This is a genomic window from Serratia sp. BNK-33-b, from assembly GCF_048684565.1.
Taxonomy (GTDB): domain Bacteria; phylum Pseudomonadota; class Gammaproteobacteria; order Enterobacterales; family Enterobacteriaceae; genus Serratia; species Serratia marcescens.
In genome coordinates this window covers 3,195,865-3,212,334 of sequence record NZ_JBLQTZ010000001.1, presented here as the reverse complement: position 1 = coordinate 3,212,334, position 16,470 = coordinate 3,195,865, and the positions used below count along the sequence as shown (strand labels likewise).

The window sequence follows — 16,470 nt, the reverse complement described above, 5'->3', positions numbered from 1 at the left end:
CAGACAAGAAGGGCGGGTTAGAAAGTATTGGTCTCTGCTTGTTGTGATTTCGTTTATTTTTATATGACGAGTTCATTAATGGGCAGGCCGCTGCAGACTTGCCGTTATCGACGTGTTTATTGTCGGTATTTTTGGGTTTTGGCAGTTAACCAACCAGCAAGATGCTAAAGAATCAGGGCTGCGCATATATAAGCGCGAGCAGATTTCCTGTTGCTCTTTTTCTTGATTGGAATATGCATTTTTTCTTATAAGGAATATAGGTTCTATGAAACTTAACAAAATCATGATGGCTGCAGTGATTGCATTTGGCGCAAGTTCTTTTGCACAGGCAGCCGATCAGGGACACGGTAAAGTGACCTTCACGGGTTCTATTATTGATGCGCCATGCTCTATTGCACCCGAGTCTATCGATCAGACCGTAGATCTGGGCCAGGTTTCTAACGTGGCGTTGAAAAACGGCGGCAAATCCAACCCGCGTCCGTTTGAAATCAAGCTGGAACAGTGTGATACCACTACGCTGAAAACCGTTAAAACCACCTTCAGCGGCATTGCATCGTCAACCAACAAGGATCTGTTGGGGATCGCGGGGACCGCCAGCGGCGCCGGCGTAGCAATCACTTATGGCGGCCAGCCGATCAAACTGGGTCAGGCGACTGCGGCACAGACGCTGAATACTGGCAACAACAGCCTGAACTTCGCCGCTTACCTGCAGGGTGAAGGCGCTTCCGCAGCCATCGTTCCGGGCGATTTCACCGCCGTAGCCGACTTCACTCTGGCTTATCAGTAAGTGAGACAGCAGGCTTAATCAACCAGGCATGGGGTACGCCGCATGCCTGGTGACTCTCTGTGTCAAAGGAATGTCGCGATGTTTTTTTCAAGGAATCGAGCGGGTGCCGTTCTTTTGGCGTCGTTGGCGTTTGCGCCCGGCAGTGCAATTTCCGCCGCACAGGGGTGGGGCAAAGTCAGTATGCACGGCGCCATTATCGACACTGCCTGCGCCATTGCCGCCGGCAGCCGCGATCAGACTATCGATATGGACACTCTTCCTATCGGACAGATCATTCGTGACGGCCAGGGGATGACTAAACCTTTCAGTATTGAATTGGTTAATTGCATTTTGGAACGTCCGGAAAACAAGCCTGATTGGAAATTCTTTCAGGTCACGTTTGACGGTTTGGCGGAAGGCGTTTTGTTTGGCGTACAGGGCGATGCGCGCGGCATCGCATTGAAGATAAAAGACAGCCGCGGCAGGCCGGTTATTCCAGGGGAGCCGTTGCCGATGGAGGGAATAATACCGGGGAGCCGAGTGCTGAATTATTCCATGACGTTAATGCCGAATCACCAGCCGTTGAAGGTGGGAGCGTATTTTTCCACAGTGCGTTTTAAGCTGGATTATTTTTGATTTTTTCTCGTACTGACGGTTAATTCGTTATTGAAAGGACTTTATTATGCTTTCACCGGCAGGGAAGTTATTTCGTCTTCAGGCCTTGGGGCTCTGTGTCGCCCTTTCTCTGGGAAATCCGATCGCGTTGGTTTATGCCGCCGACGTTATTCAATTCAATACTGACGTCTTGGACATCAACGATCGTAAAAATATCGATCTGAGCCAGTTTACGCGCAGCGGCTACATCATGCCGGGTGTTTATACCATGGTGGTGCACGTCAATAAGAACGACCTGCCGGAACAGCCGGTGACGTTTATGGCGCCCGAGAACGATCCTAAAGGCAGCGAAGCCTGTCTTTCGCCGGAGTTGGTCAACCAACTGGGGCTGAAAGAAAAACTGTTGAGCACGTTGAACTGGACGCACGGCGGCCGTTGCCTTAACGCCTCCAGCCTGGCTGGGATGGAAGCCCGCGGCGATCTTGCCAGCTCCTCGCTGTACCTCAATATTCCTCAGGCCTATCTGGAATACAGCTCGGAAAACTGGGATCCGCCTTCGCGCTGGGATGACGGTATTCCCGGGCTGCTGTTTGACTATAACGTCAATGCTCAAACGCAAAAACATCAGAAAGGCGGCAGCAGTTACAGCCTGAGCGGCAACGGCACCGGCGGCGCCAATCTGGGCGCCTGGCGTCTACGCGCCGATTGGCAGGCTAATCTCAACCATCAGACCGGTTCTTCTCAGTCGACCGATAAACAGTTCGACTGGAGCCGCTATTACGCCTATCGGGCTATTCCGGCGCTGCGCTCGCGGCTGACGATGGGGGAGGATTATCTGAACTCCGACATTTTCGACAGCCTGCGTTTTACCGGCGTCAGTCTGCGATCCGACGACAGCATGTTGCCGCCCAACCTGCGCGGCTATGCGCCGGAAGTGACGGGCGTGGCGAAAACCAACGCCAAGGTGGTGGTCAGCCAACAGGGGCGCGTGCTGTATGAGACGCAGGTGGCGGCGGGGCCATTCCGCATTCAGGACATCAACGACGCGGTTTCCGGCGAGCTGGACGTACGCGTCGAAGAGCAAGACGGCAGCGTGCAGGAGTTCAAGATGAACACCGCCAACATCCCTTATCTGACGCGACCGGGTACGGTGCGTTACAAGCTGGCGACGGGCAAGCCGTCGGAATGGGGGCATCACCTGCGCGGGCCGATGTTCGGCACCGGTGAGTTCTCCTGGGGCATCAGCAACGGCTGGTCGCTGTACGGCGGGGGCATCGCCGGCGGCGATTACAACGCGCTGTCGCTGGGGATCGGGCGCGATCTGATGGCGCTGGGGGCGTTGTCGTTCGATGCCACGCAGTCGCGTGCGCGCTTGCCGCAGGAGGGCGCTCTGACCGGCGGTTCGTACCGGTTGAGCTATTCGAAGAACTTCGACCAGTACGACAGCCAGATCACCTTCGCCGGCTACCGCTTCTCCCAGGAGGACTTCATGAGCATGGGGGACTACCTCGATGCGCGTTACGAAGGAGGACGCAGCGGCAAGAGCAAGGAAATGTACACCATCACCTTCAACAAACAGTTCCGCGATCTGGGGTTGAGCACCTATCTCAACTACAGCCACCAAACCTACTGGGATCGGGCGCCGAACGATCGTTACAACCTGATGGTATCGCGCTACTTCGATATCGGCGATTTCAAAAGCGTCAGCGTGTCGCTGTCGGCCTACCGCAACCGCTATAACGAACGCAATGACGACGGGATGTATCTGTCGCTGTCGCTGCCCTGGGGCAGCGCGGGCACGCTCAGTTACAACATGACGCTCGATCGCGAAGAGAACGCCCACCGGGTCGGTTACTACAACCGGGTCGATGAACACAACAACTATCAGATCAGCGCCGGCGCCGCACGCAGCGGGGCGACGGCCAGCGGCTATTACAGCCATCAGGGCGATATGGCGCAGATCAACGCCAATGCCAGCTACCAGGCCGGCCGTTACAGCGCCGTCGGCATCGGCGCACAGGGCGGCCTGACGATGGCGGTGGAAGGGGCGGTGCTGCACCGGGTCAATACGCCGGGCGGCACGCGCTTGCTGCTGGATACCGAAGGCGTCGCCGGCGTGCCGGTGCGCGGCTACGGCAGTACGGTGCTGACCAACCGTTACGGCAAAGCGGTGGTGGCGGATGTAAACAGCTACTACCGCAATAAGGCCAGCATCGATCTCAATAGCCTGAGCGACAACGTCGAGGCGACGCGTTCCGTGGTGCAGGCCACGTTGACCGAGGGGGCCATCGGCTACCGCAAGTTTGAGGTGATAGCCGGCGAGAAGGCGATGGCGATCGTCAAACTGGCGGACGGCAGCGAGCCGCCGTTCGGCGCCACGGTGCTGAATGCCCGCAAACAGGAGACCGGCATCATCAATGACGGCGGCAGCGTTTACCTGTCCGGCCTCAACCCCGGCGAGCGCATGCGCGTGCATTGGAACGGCGCGGCGCAGTGTGAAATCCAGTTGCCGGCGCCGCTGCCGGCCGAAATGCTGATGAACACGCTGCTGCTGCCTTGCCGTCCTCTGGCCGGCAACAAGCCGGCGGCTGACGCCAACTGACTTACACCCGGCGGAGTGCGCTCCGCCGCTAAACCGCCGGGGCGGGATTGCCCGCCTTCGGCCGACTGGAACCGTGAAGACATGATGAATCTGACTATGACCAGAAAGACCGTTTCCCTTGTGGGCCCGCTCGCCGCCGCATTGACGCTCGGCGCGGTCGGCCTGCCCGCTCATGCGGCTATCGCGCTGGATCGCACGCGCGTGATTTTCGACGGCGACCTGAAAACGGTCAGTCTCAACATCAGTAACCAGAACAAACAGTTGCCGTATCTGGCGCAGGGATGGATCGAAGACGATCGCGGCAACAAGATCCAAAGCCCCTTCACCGTGCTGCCGCCGGTGCAACGGGTGGAGCCGGGTAAACCGAGCCAGGTGAAGATCCAGTCGCTGCCGGCCGCGCGTCAGCTGCCGCAGGACCGGGAGACGCTGTATTACTTCAACCTGCGCGAAATACCGCCGCGCAGCAATAAGCCGAACACGCTGCAGATAGCGTTGCAGACCCGCATCAAAATGTTTTATCGCCCGGCGGCGCTCGCCCCGAAGAAGAACGCGGCGCCGTGGCAGGAGCAACTGACCCTGACCCGGCAGGGTGACAAGTACGTGGTGAACAACCCGACCCCGTATTACGTGACGATCGTTGAGGCGAGCGCCGGCAAGGGCGGCAAAGGGGCCGCCGGCTTTGAACCGCTGATGGTGGCGCCGAAGGCCAGCGCCCCGTTGAACGTTTCCGCCGCGAGCCTCGGCAACGCGCCGTCGCTGGCGTACATCAACGATTACGGCGGGCGGCCGCAGTTGAACTTCCGCTGCGCCGGCAGTGCCTGCCAGGCCGTGAAGGCCGCCAAATGACGAGCCGCGCGCAAGCAGGGAAGACCGAGTCATGAACACAGCGGAGTGAACGAATCATGCAACGAAAGACCCCCATGCTGTTGGGAAAGGCCTATGAACGTCATCAGCGACGCACTATCGGCCTGACGGTGTTGGCCGCGCTGATGGTACCGCTGACGGCGGGCACGATGCTGATGCTGATGCCGCCGGCCCGCGCGGTGGACAACTGGGACGTGGAGGGGGCGAACGGTACGCTCCACGTCTACGGCGCGTTGACGGAAAGCGCCTGCAGCCTGGAAATGACCACCGCTCGTCAGGAAGTGTGGTTGGGTGAGACGGGAACGGCGCACCTCCAGCGCCCGGGCGATCGCGGCACGCCGGTGGCGTTCGAGCTGACGCTGAAAGACTGTCTGCGGGCGCCGGCGAGCAACCGCGATGCCTGGACCGGTGTGCTGGCCTGGAGCGGCAGCCAGCCTGCGGTGTCCGTGGCGTTTGCCGCGCCGACGGATGACGACGCGCCGGGGTTGATCAGGGTTGCCGGCGTCACCGGGTTGGGGTTGCAGCTGGCGGATGCCAGCGGCCTGCCTGTGCGCCTCGGCGCGCGTAACAAACCGGTATTGCTGACGCCGGGGCAGAACACCCTGACGTATACGGTGACGCCGGTGCGCACCCCGGCGACGCTGAGCGCCGGCGCTTACCGTGCGGCGATCGATTTCCGGCTTTACTACGACTAATACGCCGCTTGCGCCCGGTCGGCGCAAGCACAACCAAAGGGAGTGGCGTCATGCGCGCGACAGAGACGAACCGGCGCCGGAGCGCGCTGTTGGGGGCTGGCATGGTCATGGCGGCCGGCATAATGGCGCAGTCGGCGGCCGCGGCGGAAAACATGCGCTTTCACGGCACGCTGGTGGCTGAGCCGTGCGTCATTCAGCCGGGAGATGAGGATATCCAACTGGATTTCGGCACCATCGTCGACAAATACCTGTATCTGAACACCCGTTCCCACAGTCAAACCTTCGCGTTGCACCTGACCGAGTGCGATCTCAGCCTGGGCAATACGGTGGCTATCACGTTTACCGGCACCGAGAACGCCAAACTGCCCGGCCTGTTGGCACCGGATGCCGGCAGCCTGGCGTCGGGGATCGGTATCGGGCTGGAAGACAGCAGCGGCAAGGCGCTGCCGCTCAATCGCGCCAGCGATAAATTCCGCCTGAGTGCCGGCAACACCACGCTTACGCTGCAGGCCTATGTGCAAGGGGAACCGGAGGCTATCCAGACGAAGTCCATCGGCCGCGGCACCTTCAGCGCGGTGGCCACTTTTACGTTGGAATACGAATAAGCGTCTACAAGGACAAGAAACGCAATGATGAGAAAGCACGTCAATCACGCCCTGCGCATGGGGCTGCTGTGCCTGTTGGCGTTGAGCGCCGCCGCTTGCCAAAGCCAAAAGTCGGGCAAGCCCGCCGTGAACACTAAAAATCAGGTTGTGCAACCTCCGTCAGAAGAGGCTTTGCGCAAGCAGCGTGAGGCCGAACAGCTGCAGCAGTGCCAGCAGCAACTGGGCGCATTGCGCGCGATCGACGAGAAACAGTATCAGCGCTATAAACAGGCCTTCGACAGCCTGATGAGCGGCGCTTCACAGTACGCCAGCCTGCGCGCCCGGGTAAACGGCGACACGCAGGAGACGGTGGATGCGCTGTATCGCTACAAGGTCAACTATCTGTGCGCCGGGGTGAATCAGGCGGTGTTGACCGGCTTGGCGGATCGTGGGGAGCAGATTAAATGAGGCTGCGCCTGCTGGGCTGCGTCGCTCTGCTGTTCTCCGGCGTCGCGCTGGCGGACGACGGCGTGCCGGCGCTGCTGCAGTTTGCCGAGCAGTATCAACGGCAAAACATCGTGCCGACGAACGAAAAAGCGGCGCCAGTCGAACGCGAGTCGGGGCAAAAAAAGCGTGAACCCGCGAAGCGCTCGTCGGACAACAATAAGCCAGCCTCACCGGCCAAAGCTTTTACGCTGACCCAGGAGTTATTGGCGCGTGACCAACAGCTGGCGCGCCAGCGAATGGAACTGACGATGTTGCGCCAGGAACTCGCCGCGTTGCGGGCGGAGAAAGCGACGCCATCCGTCGCGACGTTGCCCGATTCGTCAACGCTGCAAAAGTGGATCGCCGGGTTGGGCACCGCCTGGCGCGGCTCGCCCGACGCGCAGCGCGCCGAGGCGCTGCTGCGTCAGGCGACGCAGGAAACCGCCCAAAGCAGAGCGACGGCGGCGCAGGCCGAACGGCGCGTCACCGAACTTGAGTCTGCCGCGCAGGCATCGGCACAGACGCTTGCACAACGCCAACGCGAGCACCAGGAGGCGTTGAAGGCTCTGCGCGCCGCGTTGGAAGAAAGCGAGCAGAAGCGGGCCGGTGAGCAGAAGGCGACTCAGCAGGCGCGCGAAGACCTGCTGGCGTTGCGTAAGCGGCTGCAATGGGAGATGACGCCGGAGCAGTTGAAGGATGATCGCAAGCGTTTGTCCTATGCGGCGGGCAGTGCGCTGGGGCGGGACATTCAGGGGGTAGTGGCGGAGCGTCAAAGTTGGGGCGTGCCAGTGGATCGCGACAGCCTGTTGGCGGGCGTCATCGATAGCGTCTCGGGGCGTTTGCGGTTGCCGCCGGATGAACTGGATGCGCTGACGGCGCAGGCGGATGCCGCCGCCGTGGCCGCGCGTGAGAAACGCGTTAACGAACAGCGGCGGCGTGATGAAGATTACCTGGCGCGATTCAGTCAACAAAAGGGCGTAAAGCAGTCGGCGATGGGCTTTTGGTATCGGGTGGATTACGCCGGGGAGGGCGCGCTGGCGCCAACGGCGGTGGTCGATGTGGTCGTGAAGGAGAAGTTGACCGACGGTACGGTGATCCAGGATATGGAACTGAGCGGCAAGGTGCTGTCGCAACCGCTGTCCGAGTATCCGCCGCTGTTCAGGGAGGCGATAAGCCATCTGCACAACCACGGTTCGCTGACGATGGTCGTGCCGCCGGCGCTGGCCTACGGCGAAACCGGCTATCCGCCGAAAGTGCCACCTAACGCCACCATGATTTATGAATTACGCATCGACAACAGTCAGGCGCCGGCAAAGGGCGCCCAGGCGGTTAAACGGGAAGCCGGAACGGCGGGAGGGCAGGGATGAACACGATGATAAAAATCGCGCTATTTGATGAAAACCGTTACTTCAGCGCCGGCTGGCAGGAGGCTCTGGCGCTGCATTTCAGCACTTACGGCAAGCGCACGCTGTTACTGGATGCGCGGCAGGTTCACGAAGCCGATCTGGTGTTCTGCTATTTTCCTCCCGGCGTGCAAAGCTGTTTTTGTCACTTCTTTGAGACGCAGACCGCGGGGCGCAAAACGCTGTATTTCTCGTTGCGAACGCCGGAGGGGCGGCATAAGCGCACCGTTGGGAACCGTTGCGCGCTGGAGGCCGGTGTTATCTACCACGATACGCCGTTGGTCTCGGCGCTGTATCAGGTGAGCACCGAGCTGGAGCGGCGCAGCAAATGGCCGGGCAGGCCGGGTTGTGGCAGGAACTGCATATGCCAGCACCGTGGCCTGACGCTGCGTGAACAGGAGATCATGCGCTGTATGACGCGGGAGATGGGGGTGACGCAAATCGCACGGATGCTGGACATCAGCGTGAAAACCGTCAGCAACCACAAGATGAGCGTTATGCGCAAAATGGGATTCCGGCGTAATGCCGAGCTTTATGGGTGGCTGCGACACAGCGCCCGTCCCGGCGCCATGGGGCTCGAACCGGCATTCAGCCGGGCGTTGCGGCAGGGAAGGAACGGCATTGAGACGGCGCCGGCCAAATCGGACCGGCCGGCGCCTTAAGTGCCTTGCCGTGGCGATCAGTTGCAGGCCACGACCTTGATCGCCAGCCCGCCCTGTGAGGTTTCGCGGTATTTGGCGTTCATGTCTTTGCCGGTTTCGTACATGGTTTCGATTACCTTATCCAGACAAACCCGCGGTTCGCTGGTGCGGCGCATCGCCATGCGCGCGGCATTGACTGCCTTGACGGCGGAAATGGCGTTGCGTTCGATGCAAGGCACCTGAACCTGGCCGGCGAGCGGATCGCAGGTCAGTCCCAAATGGTGCTCCATGGCGATCTCCGCCGCGATGCACACCTGCGCCGGGCTGCCGCCCAGCAGCTCGGTCAACCCGGCCGCCGCCATCGAGCAGGCCACGCCCACTTCCCCCTGGCAACCCACTTCGGCGCCGGAGATCGAAGCGTTCATCTTGTACAGCGCGCCAATCACGCCGGACGCCAGGAAGTAGCGGGTGTAGGAATTGGCGTTCACCGGGCGGATGAACTTGTCGTAGTAGGCCAGCACCGCAGGGATGATGCCGCAGGCGCCGTTGGTCGGGGCGGTAACCACGCGGCCACCGGCGGCGTTCTCTTCGTTGACCGCCAGCGCGAACATGTTGATCCAATCGACCACGTTCATCGGGTCGATATTGTTCTTGTCTCCGGTCACCAGAATGCGGCGCAGCGCGGCGGCGCGGCGCGGCACCTTCATCGGGCCGGGCAGCAGGCCTTCGGTGTTGATGCCGCGCTCAATACCGGCGCTCATCACCTGCCAGACGTCGGCGAAGTGCGCGTCGATATCCGCTTTGCTGCGCAGCGCCAGCTCGTTCTGCATCACCAGGCCGGACAACGACAGCCCGGTCTCTTTGCAATGCTGCTGCAAATCGTGCGCCGATTTGAACGGGTAGGGCACCGGCGTTGCGCCCTCGGCGGACTGGCCGAAGTGCTCTTCGTCGACGATGAAACCGCCGCCGATCGAGTAATAGGTTTTGCTGTGCAGCAAGCGTTCACCGGCGAAGGCGCGGATGCGCATGCCGTTTTCGTGCAGCGGCAGGTTATCGCCGTGGAAATTCATGCCGCCATGCTGCGGGAAATCCACCTCGTGGTGGCCGTTGGCCAGCGGCAGGCGGCCGCGCTGTTCGACGTCGCGGATAAAGCCCGGAATGCTGTCGATGTCCACGTCGTGCGGCAGGTTGCCGGCCAGGCCCATGATGATGGCGATATCGGTATGGTGGCCTTTACCGGTCAACGACAGCGAACCGTACACGTCGACCACCACGCGGGTGGTGTCCTGCAGCTGCTGGTGGGCGATCAGATCGTCAATGAACTGTTTGCCGGCTTTCATCGGACCAACGGTGTGAGAACTGGATGGGCCAATGCCAATTTTGAAAATATCGAAAACGCTGACCATGGTCTCGCCTCCTTCTTCAGGTTTCAGGCGGTGAATACGGGAAATGGGGGCAGTGCGGGAGGGCCGGCGCGCAGCGGCGCCGGCCGGACGTGATTAGCCGAGCAGGCTGAACACGATAGCAGAGATGGCGATCAGACCCATCACAACCACAAATACGTTGCTGATGTGGCCGCTGTACTTGCGCATGGCAGGCACTTTACGGATGGCGTACATCGGCATCAGGAACAGCAGCATGGCGATGATTGGGCCACCCAGGGTTTCGATCATGCCCAGGATGCTCGGGTTCAGGGTGGCGACGATCCAGGTGGTCACCAGCATGAAGATAGCGGTCATGCGGTTCAGCTTGGCGGTGCTGACGGTTTTTCCGCGGCTCTTCATTGACTTGGCAACCAGGCCGTTGAAGCCTTCACGGGCGCCCAGGTAGTGGCCCAGGAACGATTTGGTGATGGCGACGAAGGCGATAACCGGCGCGATGTACTCGATCATCGGGTTGTTAAAGTGGTTAGCCAGGTAAGACAGAATCGAGATGTTCTGCGCCTTGGCTTCCGCCAGGTTTTCCGGCGTCAGGCTCAGCACGCAGCTGAACACGAAGAACATCACGGTCAGCACCATCATGATGTGCGCGTAAGCCAGAATGCGGGAGCATTTCTTCTCGGCGTCCGCGCCGTACTCTTCGCGTTTGGCGACGGCGAAGGCGGAGATGATCGGCGAGTGGTTGAAGGAGAACACCATCACCGGGATCGCCAGCCACAGAGTCATGATCAGGCCGTGACCCATGCCGGTACCGCTGCCGGACAGCGACACGTTTTCGAAGATGGCGCCGGTCCAGTTAGGGATCAGGTATACCGCCAGCAGCATCAGCACCGCTACGAACGGGAAGACCAGGATGCTCATGGTTTTCACGATGGCCTGCTCACCGAAGCGCACGATGGTCATCAGGCCGACGATCAGGATCAGCGACAGGATGGCGCGCGGCGGCGACGTCATGCCCAACTGGTGGGTGATGAAGCTGTCGACGGTATTGGTGATCGCCACGCTGTAAACCAACAGAATCGGGTAGATGGCGAAGAAGTACAGCAGGGTGATCAGTTTGCCGGCGGTGATGCCGAAGTGCTCTTCCACCACGGCGGTGATGTCTTCACCGGGATTTTTGCCGGACAGAACGAAACGGCACAGGCCGCGGTGGGCAAAGAAGGTCATCGGGAAAGCGATGATGGCCATGATGATCAGAGGAATCAAACCGCCGATGCCGGCGTTGATGGGCAAGAACAGGACGCCTGCGCCGATGGCGGTGCCGTACAGGCCCAACATCCACATGGTATCCGTTTTACGCCAGGTACTGCTGGAGCCCGAGGCCGCAGAGGCAATTGTGCCGGTCTGTGTAGTGTCCATAAATATCTCCGAAGTGAACACGAATTTAAAATTAAAAGGCAAAACTTAAGGTTAAACCGTCAAACGTCCTATTCAGGCAACGCTTGCGGTAAGAATCAGGTGTTGCTTGCGGGGATGTTTTGGCGTCCCCCTGGTTGTTTATTGCGTTCATTACCAAGGCACAGCGCCGGGTAATTCACTAAAGACTTTTCACCTTCACGGGTGATAAAAGTCGTTACCGCTGCCGACAGGTCATTGCCTGTCGATTTTTGTTGGCGGCAAGATAACGATTTACAGTAGAAACAACCGTGATCCTGCTCTCAAATGCGTAATATGTGCAGTTATCTGCTTTTTAATCGATTTTTCGCGCATTTGTTGCACATTTGTGTAAGATTTTGTGCTGAGAACGCTCTCATAAAAATTTCTGCGATTATGTGGCTTGTACAATAATTAGCCGGATAAAGCGCTGTGCCCAGCAGCAAGCCGAGCAATATATTTTATGCGTGGTTTTGGATCTAGCTAAAAACCCGGATTAAGCAGTTTTAGTGATGTGGATCACATTGTGTTTTTAAGGTAAATTGAATTTATATTTTTGTTTTTAATGGTTTTTATTTAAAATTCACCGCTAGTAACGAAGGGAAATTACTTACGTGGTTAGCGGATAAAAATGCGTAACCATTCATCATATAAATAACAGATACCTAACAGGTATTGGTGAGATTTGCTGCAATCGCGTAAACCGCCGTTTATTTAAACTTCCTGGCCTTTGGCACGATTTATCATATAAAAGCCATAAATAGCCGTTAATTCACCCAGCCGACCGCGTGGTTAGCCTGCGAAAAAATAATCACTCGGGTGAGCTGTTGCATTTTATTAACCTGATGTTGCGTGCGGATAAGTGAAAAACGCGAATTGATTGCGCATTATTTGTTCATTTTTCGGCGGAGAAAGAGGGATATCGACGCGGTGCGCCGTCGGTTATGACGGCGCTGAAGGCGGATTAATAGCGGATAGCGATGGCGTTGTCGTTGAAGAACGCCAGGAAGTCGGCGCCCGGCTGGCGATCGGTGATCACCCGATCGAACTGCGTCAGCGGGCCGATGCAGGCCGGCTTGGTTTTGCCGAACTTGCTGTGGTCTGCCACCAGGATCTTTTGCTGCGCCATCGCCATGGCGCGATGCTTCATTTCCAGCTCGTCGAAGTTGAAGCAGGTGGCGCCGTGCTGCAGGCTGAGGCCGGCGGCGGAGATAAAGGCGATGTTCGGGCAGATGTGATCGAGCTCGTTGCGGCCGCCGACGCTGGAAAAGATGTAGTTGTTCGGCTTGAACTCGCCGCCGCACAGAACCACCTTGCAGTTCGGTTTGTCCTGCAGCGCCAGGAAGGTGTTCAGCGAATGACACACGGCGGTGAAAGCCAGCTCGTCGGCGATGGCGTCGATGATCGCCGGGGTGGTGGTGCCGCAGTCAAAAAACACCGTGTCGTTTTCATTGATCAGCGGCGCTGCCAGCAGTCCGATGCGCCGTTTCTCCGTGACCTGTTTGGCTTTTTGATCGGAAACGAAGTAGTTGGTCACGCCGTTGCTGCGCGGATCGGTCACCACGTAGCCGCCGAGCAACACCACGGCCGCCGGTTCGGCGCTCAGATCGCGGCGAATGGTCATCTCCGAGACCCCCAGCAGCGCGGCGGCTTCTTTCAGGTGGATCTTGTCAGCGCGTTTTAACGCCTGAACTAACCGGTTGATACGTTCTTCGCGCCGCGTTTCCATAGATCCGTCTTCCCACAGGTAATAGAGATAAAAGGCGAGCCGGCATTTCCGACGCTAAACACAACGATGCGGGGCAATATCGGGCCGCATCAACCGCCCGTATTGTCCCGCATCGGAGTGTATGGCCATGCCCGTCAGGGCAAGCCGACGATCAGTAGCTGCCCGCCGCCGGCTGGGCGCCGGAGACGATGGCGACGCCGGAGCTGGTGCCGATACGCGTGGCGCCGGCTTTAATCATCTTCTCGGCGGTGGCGCGATCGCGCACGGCGCCGGAAGCTTTCACGCCCATTTCGCTGCCCACGGTCTCGCGCATCAGTTTGACGTGCTCTTCCCGAGCGCCGCCGGTGCTGAAGCCGGTGGAGGTTTTCACGAAGGCGACATCGAGTTCGCGACACATTTCACAAACCTGGACGATCTGCGCATCGCTGAGCAGGCAGGTTTCCAATATTACCTTCAACGGGATCGCCGCGCAAACCTCGCGCACGGCGGCGATGTCGGCTTTCACTTCGTCCAGCAGGCCGCTTTTCAACCAGCCGACGTTGATCACCATGTCGATCTCTTGCGCGCCGGCGGCGATCGCCGCTTTGGCTTCAAAGGCTTTGGCGACGGTCAGGCCGGCGCCCAGCGGGAAACCGATCACCGAACAGACTTTCACGGTGCTTTCCTGCAGCAGCTGGGCCGCCAGCGGCACATAGCCGGAGTTGACACATACCGCATAGAAGTTGTGCTGCTGCGCTTCTTCGCACAGTTTGGCGATCTGCATTTCGGTGGCGTCCATGGCCAGCAGGGTGTGGTCAACATAGCTGGCGTAATCGATGCTTTCGGTGGTCATCGCGGTTCCTTAGTGAAGTTGAGAAAATAGCATGGATAGGTAATGTGAAAATAATAACATTTCAACATCGATAAACCTAGCGGGATTTGAAAAATGTCGACGAGATCATAGTTACTTCACTGTTATCTGTATAACTTAGGGGAGGATTATTTGTTATTTTAATAACATTTTCAGTGGCTGCTCGCGGCCTGCACGGGCGAAACGTCGAGGGGAAAAAAGATGGAGATCAACATCGATCTGGCTCCTGAAGCTTTCGGGACGCATCGGCAGGAACTGTTCCGCAACGCGGATTTCGCGGTGAGCGCGCATCGCTGCGCAGAACGCGGGCTGATGCTGACGCTGGCGAATTGCCGTGGCGCGCTGAGGGTTTTACCGTATCAGGGCCTCGCGATCTGGGACGCTGAGTTTGACGGTCATTCGCTGAAATCGGGCCGCCGCAGCACGCGGGGCGCCGGAAGAAAGCGCGCTGACGACGCCGCGTTCTGTCCCGCCTGGCCGGGTCACGACGGCGCGCCGATCCAGATGCAACGCGTGTGGCTGCAGCTGGCGGGCGATGAGCTGACGTTGCACGGTGAAGGCGAGCGGTTGGGCGAGCGTTGGCGCATCGGCCCGGCGCTGCGTCTGGCGGCCCAGAGCGCGCAGTTCGCCATAGAGATGAAGATTACCAACCTGGGCGAGCGGCCGCAGCCGCTGCGCTATGTTTGCCGCCTCAACTATGATTGCATTCCCGACGCGGTATTCCGCCAGAACCTGCCGACGCCGGCTTTGTCAGGGGATACGATCGGGCAGGAACTGCTGTGCTCCGACGATCTGACGCGCTACGTGGATCAGGCCGAGTTCTTTATGCTGGCGCCGCAAGGCCGGCGCTATGTGACGCGTTTTGCCACCGGGCAATTCAACTATGGCCTGCGGCGCATCGCTGTCCAGGGCAACAGGCGGCTGCTTGCTTTTATCCAGCCGGCAAACTGCCGCCCGAATGCGCCAGAGGGTGAGGGGGTGATGCTGGGAGCGGGAAAAACGCGGGCGTTTTGCGTGACCACCGGCGTGGTGTGAAAGCAGGGGCGGTAACGCCCCTGTCATGTTATGCGGTTATTCTTTCACCCAGCCGCGGCGAATGGCGAAGGCAAACAGGAAGCGATACAGACGCGACAGCTTGTCGGCGAGGACATCACCGAACAGATTCCATACCAGCTGAGCGAACAGGCAGCCGACCAGGCCGAGCAGGAAACCGCCGACCATATCCAGCGGCCAGTGCACGCCGAGGTAAACGCGTGACCAGGCGATGCCGACGGCGACAATCATCAGCAGCGCGCCGGACCAGACCCGGTGCCAGAACAGGAACGCCAGTGCAAAGGTAAAGATGGCGGTGCCGTGATCGCTGGGGAACGAGCTGTCCGGCGCGTGCGCCAGGAAGGTATAACCCACGCCGGCGACGAACGGACGCTCATGCGGCAGCAGCGCGCCGATAGCGGAGGCGGCAAGCATGGCGAACAGCAGCGCGATCGTGGTTTTCGCCACCACTTCGCGCTGTGAAACCAGCTGGCTTCGCGGCCCCCACAGCCACAGCCCGACGATCAGCAGCGGCACGATAATGATAAGATCGCGCGCCAAAAAGGTGGCGAAATCGATCATCCATTCGGGAGATGCCGGGGTCGCATTGATCCAGGCGAAAAGAACATGGTTTAACTGCTCCATAACCGTTACCTCATCTTGCGGCGCCAATAGCCGCTAATCATCCAATAAATAGCCAACTGGCTTAACCAAACCCACCAACCCGCCCACAGGTTATGGGTAAGAAAATGTGCGCCGCGCATGATCTGACCAAAGCCCATCAACATGCCGAGCGCAATGCCGCCACACCAGCAGCACCAGGCCAAGCGCGGGCGCTGCGGATAAAACAGGAAAAACAACGCCATGACCGCGAAACCGCTCGAGGCGTGCCCGCCGGGGAAACAGCGACCGGGGCCCGGCAGCGCCGGTACCGCGCCGAATAAAGGGAAGGACATCGCCTTGCCGCCGTACTCGATCAGATCCCACGGACAGGAGTGCGCGCTGGTGGCCTTGAGAATGCCCACCACCAGCGGGCCGATGCCGAGAAGCAGCATGCTGACAATCAGGCGCGCGCTGCGGCGATAGATGCCCCAAAACAGCGTGAGCACCGCTCCCACGATCACTATCTGCTTCAACAGACGGTGATTGATCAGATCCAGCCAATAATTGTTTTGCCACGGGAAATGCCCGCTGGCGGCATCGTACCAATAATTGCTGATCGCCCAGTCCAGCTGTTCGTTGCGGGAGAGCCACAGGAATACCAAACCGCTGATCAGCAGGCCAAAAACTTGCCAACGGTAAAAGGATGTCGGCAGGGAGTAAAGGGCGGTTGTCTTAATTTGCTGTGCCGTTGAGGATTGATTTAATGACGATTCTGGATTCACGCGCA

Annotated in this window: 16 protein-coding genes; 10 read left to right on the top strand and 6 right to left on the bottom strand. The window is 59.3% G+C overall.

The window, feature by feature from the left end:
• Nucleotides 1-265 precede the first annotated feature (265 nt).
• From ACMGGK_RS15445 to ACMGGK_RS15405, 9 genes are all read left to right on the top strand, one after another.
• Entirely contained in the window at nucleotides 266-787 is a 522-nt protein-coding gene (locus ACMGGK_RS15445) for a fimbrial protein (protein ID WP_004938731.1), read from the top strand.
• Between the two features lie 78 nt (nucleotides 788-865).
• Nucleotides 866-1,402: a fimbrial protein gene (locus ACMGGK_RS15440; protein WP_016928382.1), complete on the top strand. Its 537-nt coding sequence runs from the start codon at nucleotides 866-868 to the stop codon at nucleotides 1,400-1,402.
• 46 nt (nucleotides 1,403-1,448) lie between these two features.
• The gene (locus ACMGGK_RS15435; RefSeq protein ID WP_420277009.1) at nucleotides 1,449-3,983 is read left to right on the top strand and encodes an outer membrane usher protein; all 2,535 of its coding nucleotides are present in this window, start codon (nucleotides 1,449-1,451) and stop codon (nucleotides 3,981-3,983) included.
• 81 nt (nucleotides 3,984-4,064) lie between these two features.
• Nucleotides 4,065-4,829, top strand: a complete 765-nt coding sequence (locus tag ACMGGK_RS15430) for a fimbria/pilus periplasmic chaperone (RefSeq protein ID WP_420277008.1) — start codon at nucleotides 4,065-4,067, stop codon at nucleotides 4,827-4,829.
• 74 nt (nucleotides 4,830-4,903) lie between these two features.
• Entirely contained in the window at nucleotides 4,904-5,542 is a 639-nt protein-coding gene (locus tag ACMGGK_RS15425; protein ID WP_420277456.1) for a fimbrial protein, read from the top strand.
• Nucleotides 5,543-5,592: 50 nt separating this feature from the next.
• Complete coding sequence (locus ACMGGK_RS15420; protein WP_342140339.1) at nucleotides 5,593-6,147, top strand: fimbrial protein; 555 nt, start codon at nucleotides 5,593-5,595, stop codon at nucleotides 6,145-6,147.
• Between the two features lie 24 nt (nucleotides 6,148-6,171).
• Entirely contained in the window at nucleotides 6,172-6,594 is a 423-nt protein-coding gene (locus ACMGGK_RS15415) for a hypothetical protein (protein ID WP_033645816.1), read from the top strand.
• Nucleotides 6,591-7,979, top strand: coding sequence for an FKBP-type peptidyl-prolyl cis-trans isomerase N-terminal domain-containing protein (locus tag ACMGGK_RS15410; protein WP_420277007.1), 1,389 nt, complete (start codon nucleotides 6,591-6,593; stop codon nucleotides 7,977-7,979). Before ACMGGK_RS15415 ends, ACMGGK_RS15410 begins: the two co-directional genes overlap by 4 nt.
• Nucleotides 7,976-8,677, top strand: coding sequence for a helix-turn-helix domain-containing protein (locus ACMGGK_RS15405; RefSeq protein ID WP_193842684.1), 702 nt, complete (start codon nucleotides 7,976-7,978; stop codon nucleotides 8,675-8,677). Before ACMGGK_RS15410 ends, ACMGGK_RS15405 begins: the two co-directional genes overlap by 4 nt.
• Before the next feature lie 17 nt (nucleotides 8,678-8,694).
• Here ACMGGK_RS15405 and ACMGGK_RS15400 read toward each other — a convergent pair whose 3' ends face one another.
• From ACMGGK_RS15400 to deoC, 4 genes are all read right to left on the bottom strand, one after another.
• Nucleotides 8,695-10,062, bottom strand: coding sequence for an L-serine ammonia-lyase (locus ACMGGK_RS15400; RefSeq protein WP_048796783.1), 1,368 nt, complete (start codon nucleotides 10,060-10,062; stop codon nucleotides 8,695-8,697).
• A gap of 93 nt (nucleotides 10,063-10,155) precedes the next feature.
• The gene (locus tag ACMGGK_RS15395) at nucleotides 10,156-11,454 is read right to left on the bottom strand and encodes an HAAAP family serine/threonine permease (protein ID WP_004938697.1); all 1,299 of its coding nucleotides are present in this window, start codon (nucleotides 11,452-11,454) and stop codon (nucleotides 10,156-10,158) included.
• Nucleotides 11,455-12,433: 979 nt separating this feature from the next.
• Nucleotides 12,434-13,198: a DNA-binding transcriptional repressor DeoR gene (gene deoR, locus ACMGGK_RS15390; protein ID WP_016928372.1), complete on the bottom strand. Its 765-nt coding sequence runs from the start codon at nucleotides 13,196-13,198 to the stop codon at nucleotides 12,434-12,436.
• Nucleotides 13,199-13,349: 151 nt separating this feature from the next.
• A complete protein-coding gene (deoC, locus tag ACMGGK_RS15385; RefSeq protein ID WP_016928371.1) occupies nucleotides 13,350-14,030 on the bottom strand; it encodes a deoxyribose-phosphate aldolase in 681 nt (226 codons plus the stop codon).
• A 219-nt stretch (nucleotides 14,031-14,249) separates the two neighbouring features.
• Here deoC and ACMGGK_RS15380 point away from each other — a divergent pair, with 219 nt between their 5' ends.
• Entirely contained in the window at nucleotides 14,250-15,083 is an 834-nt protein-coding gene (locus tag ACMGGK_RS15380) for a hypothetical protein (protein ID WP_049299039.1), read from the top strand.
• Nucleotides 15,084-15,119: 36 nt separating this feature from the next.
• On the opposite strand, the gene ybjG is transcribed toward ACMGGK_RS15380, so the two are convergent.
• Entirely contained in the window at nucleotides 15,120-15,725 is a 606-nt protein-coding gene (ybjG, locus tag ACMGGK_RS15375; protein WP_028127970.1) for an undecaprenyl-diphosphate phosphatase, read from the bottom strand.
• A gap of 5 nt (nucleotides 15,726-15,730) precedes the next feature.
• On the bottom strand, nucleotides 15,731-16,465 hold the full coding sequence (locus tag ACMGGK_RS15370; RefSeq protein WP_033634209.1) for a phosphatase PAP2 family protein: 735 nt from the start codon (nucleotides 16,463-16,465) through the stop codon (nucleotides 15,731-15,733).
• Nucleotides 16,466-16,470 lie beyond the last annotated feature (5 nt).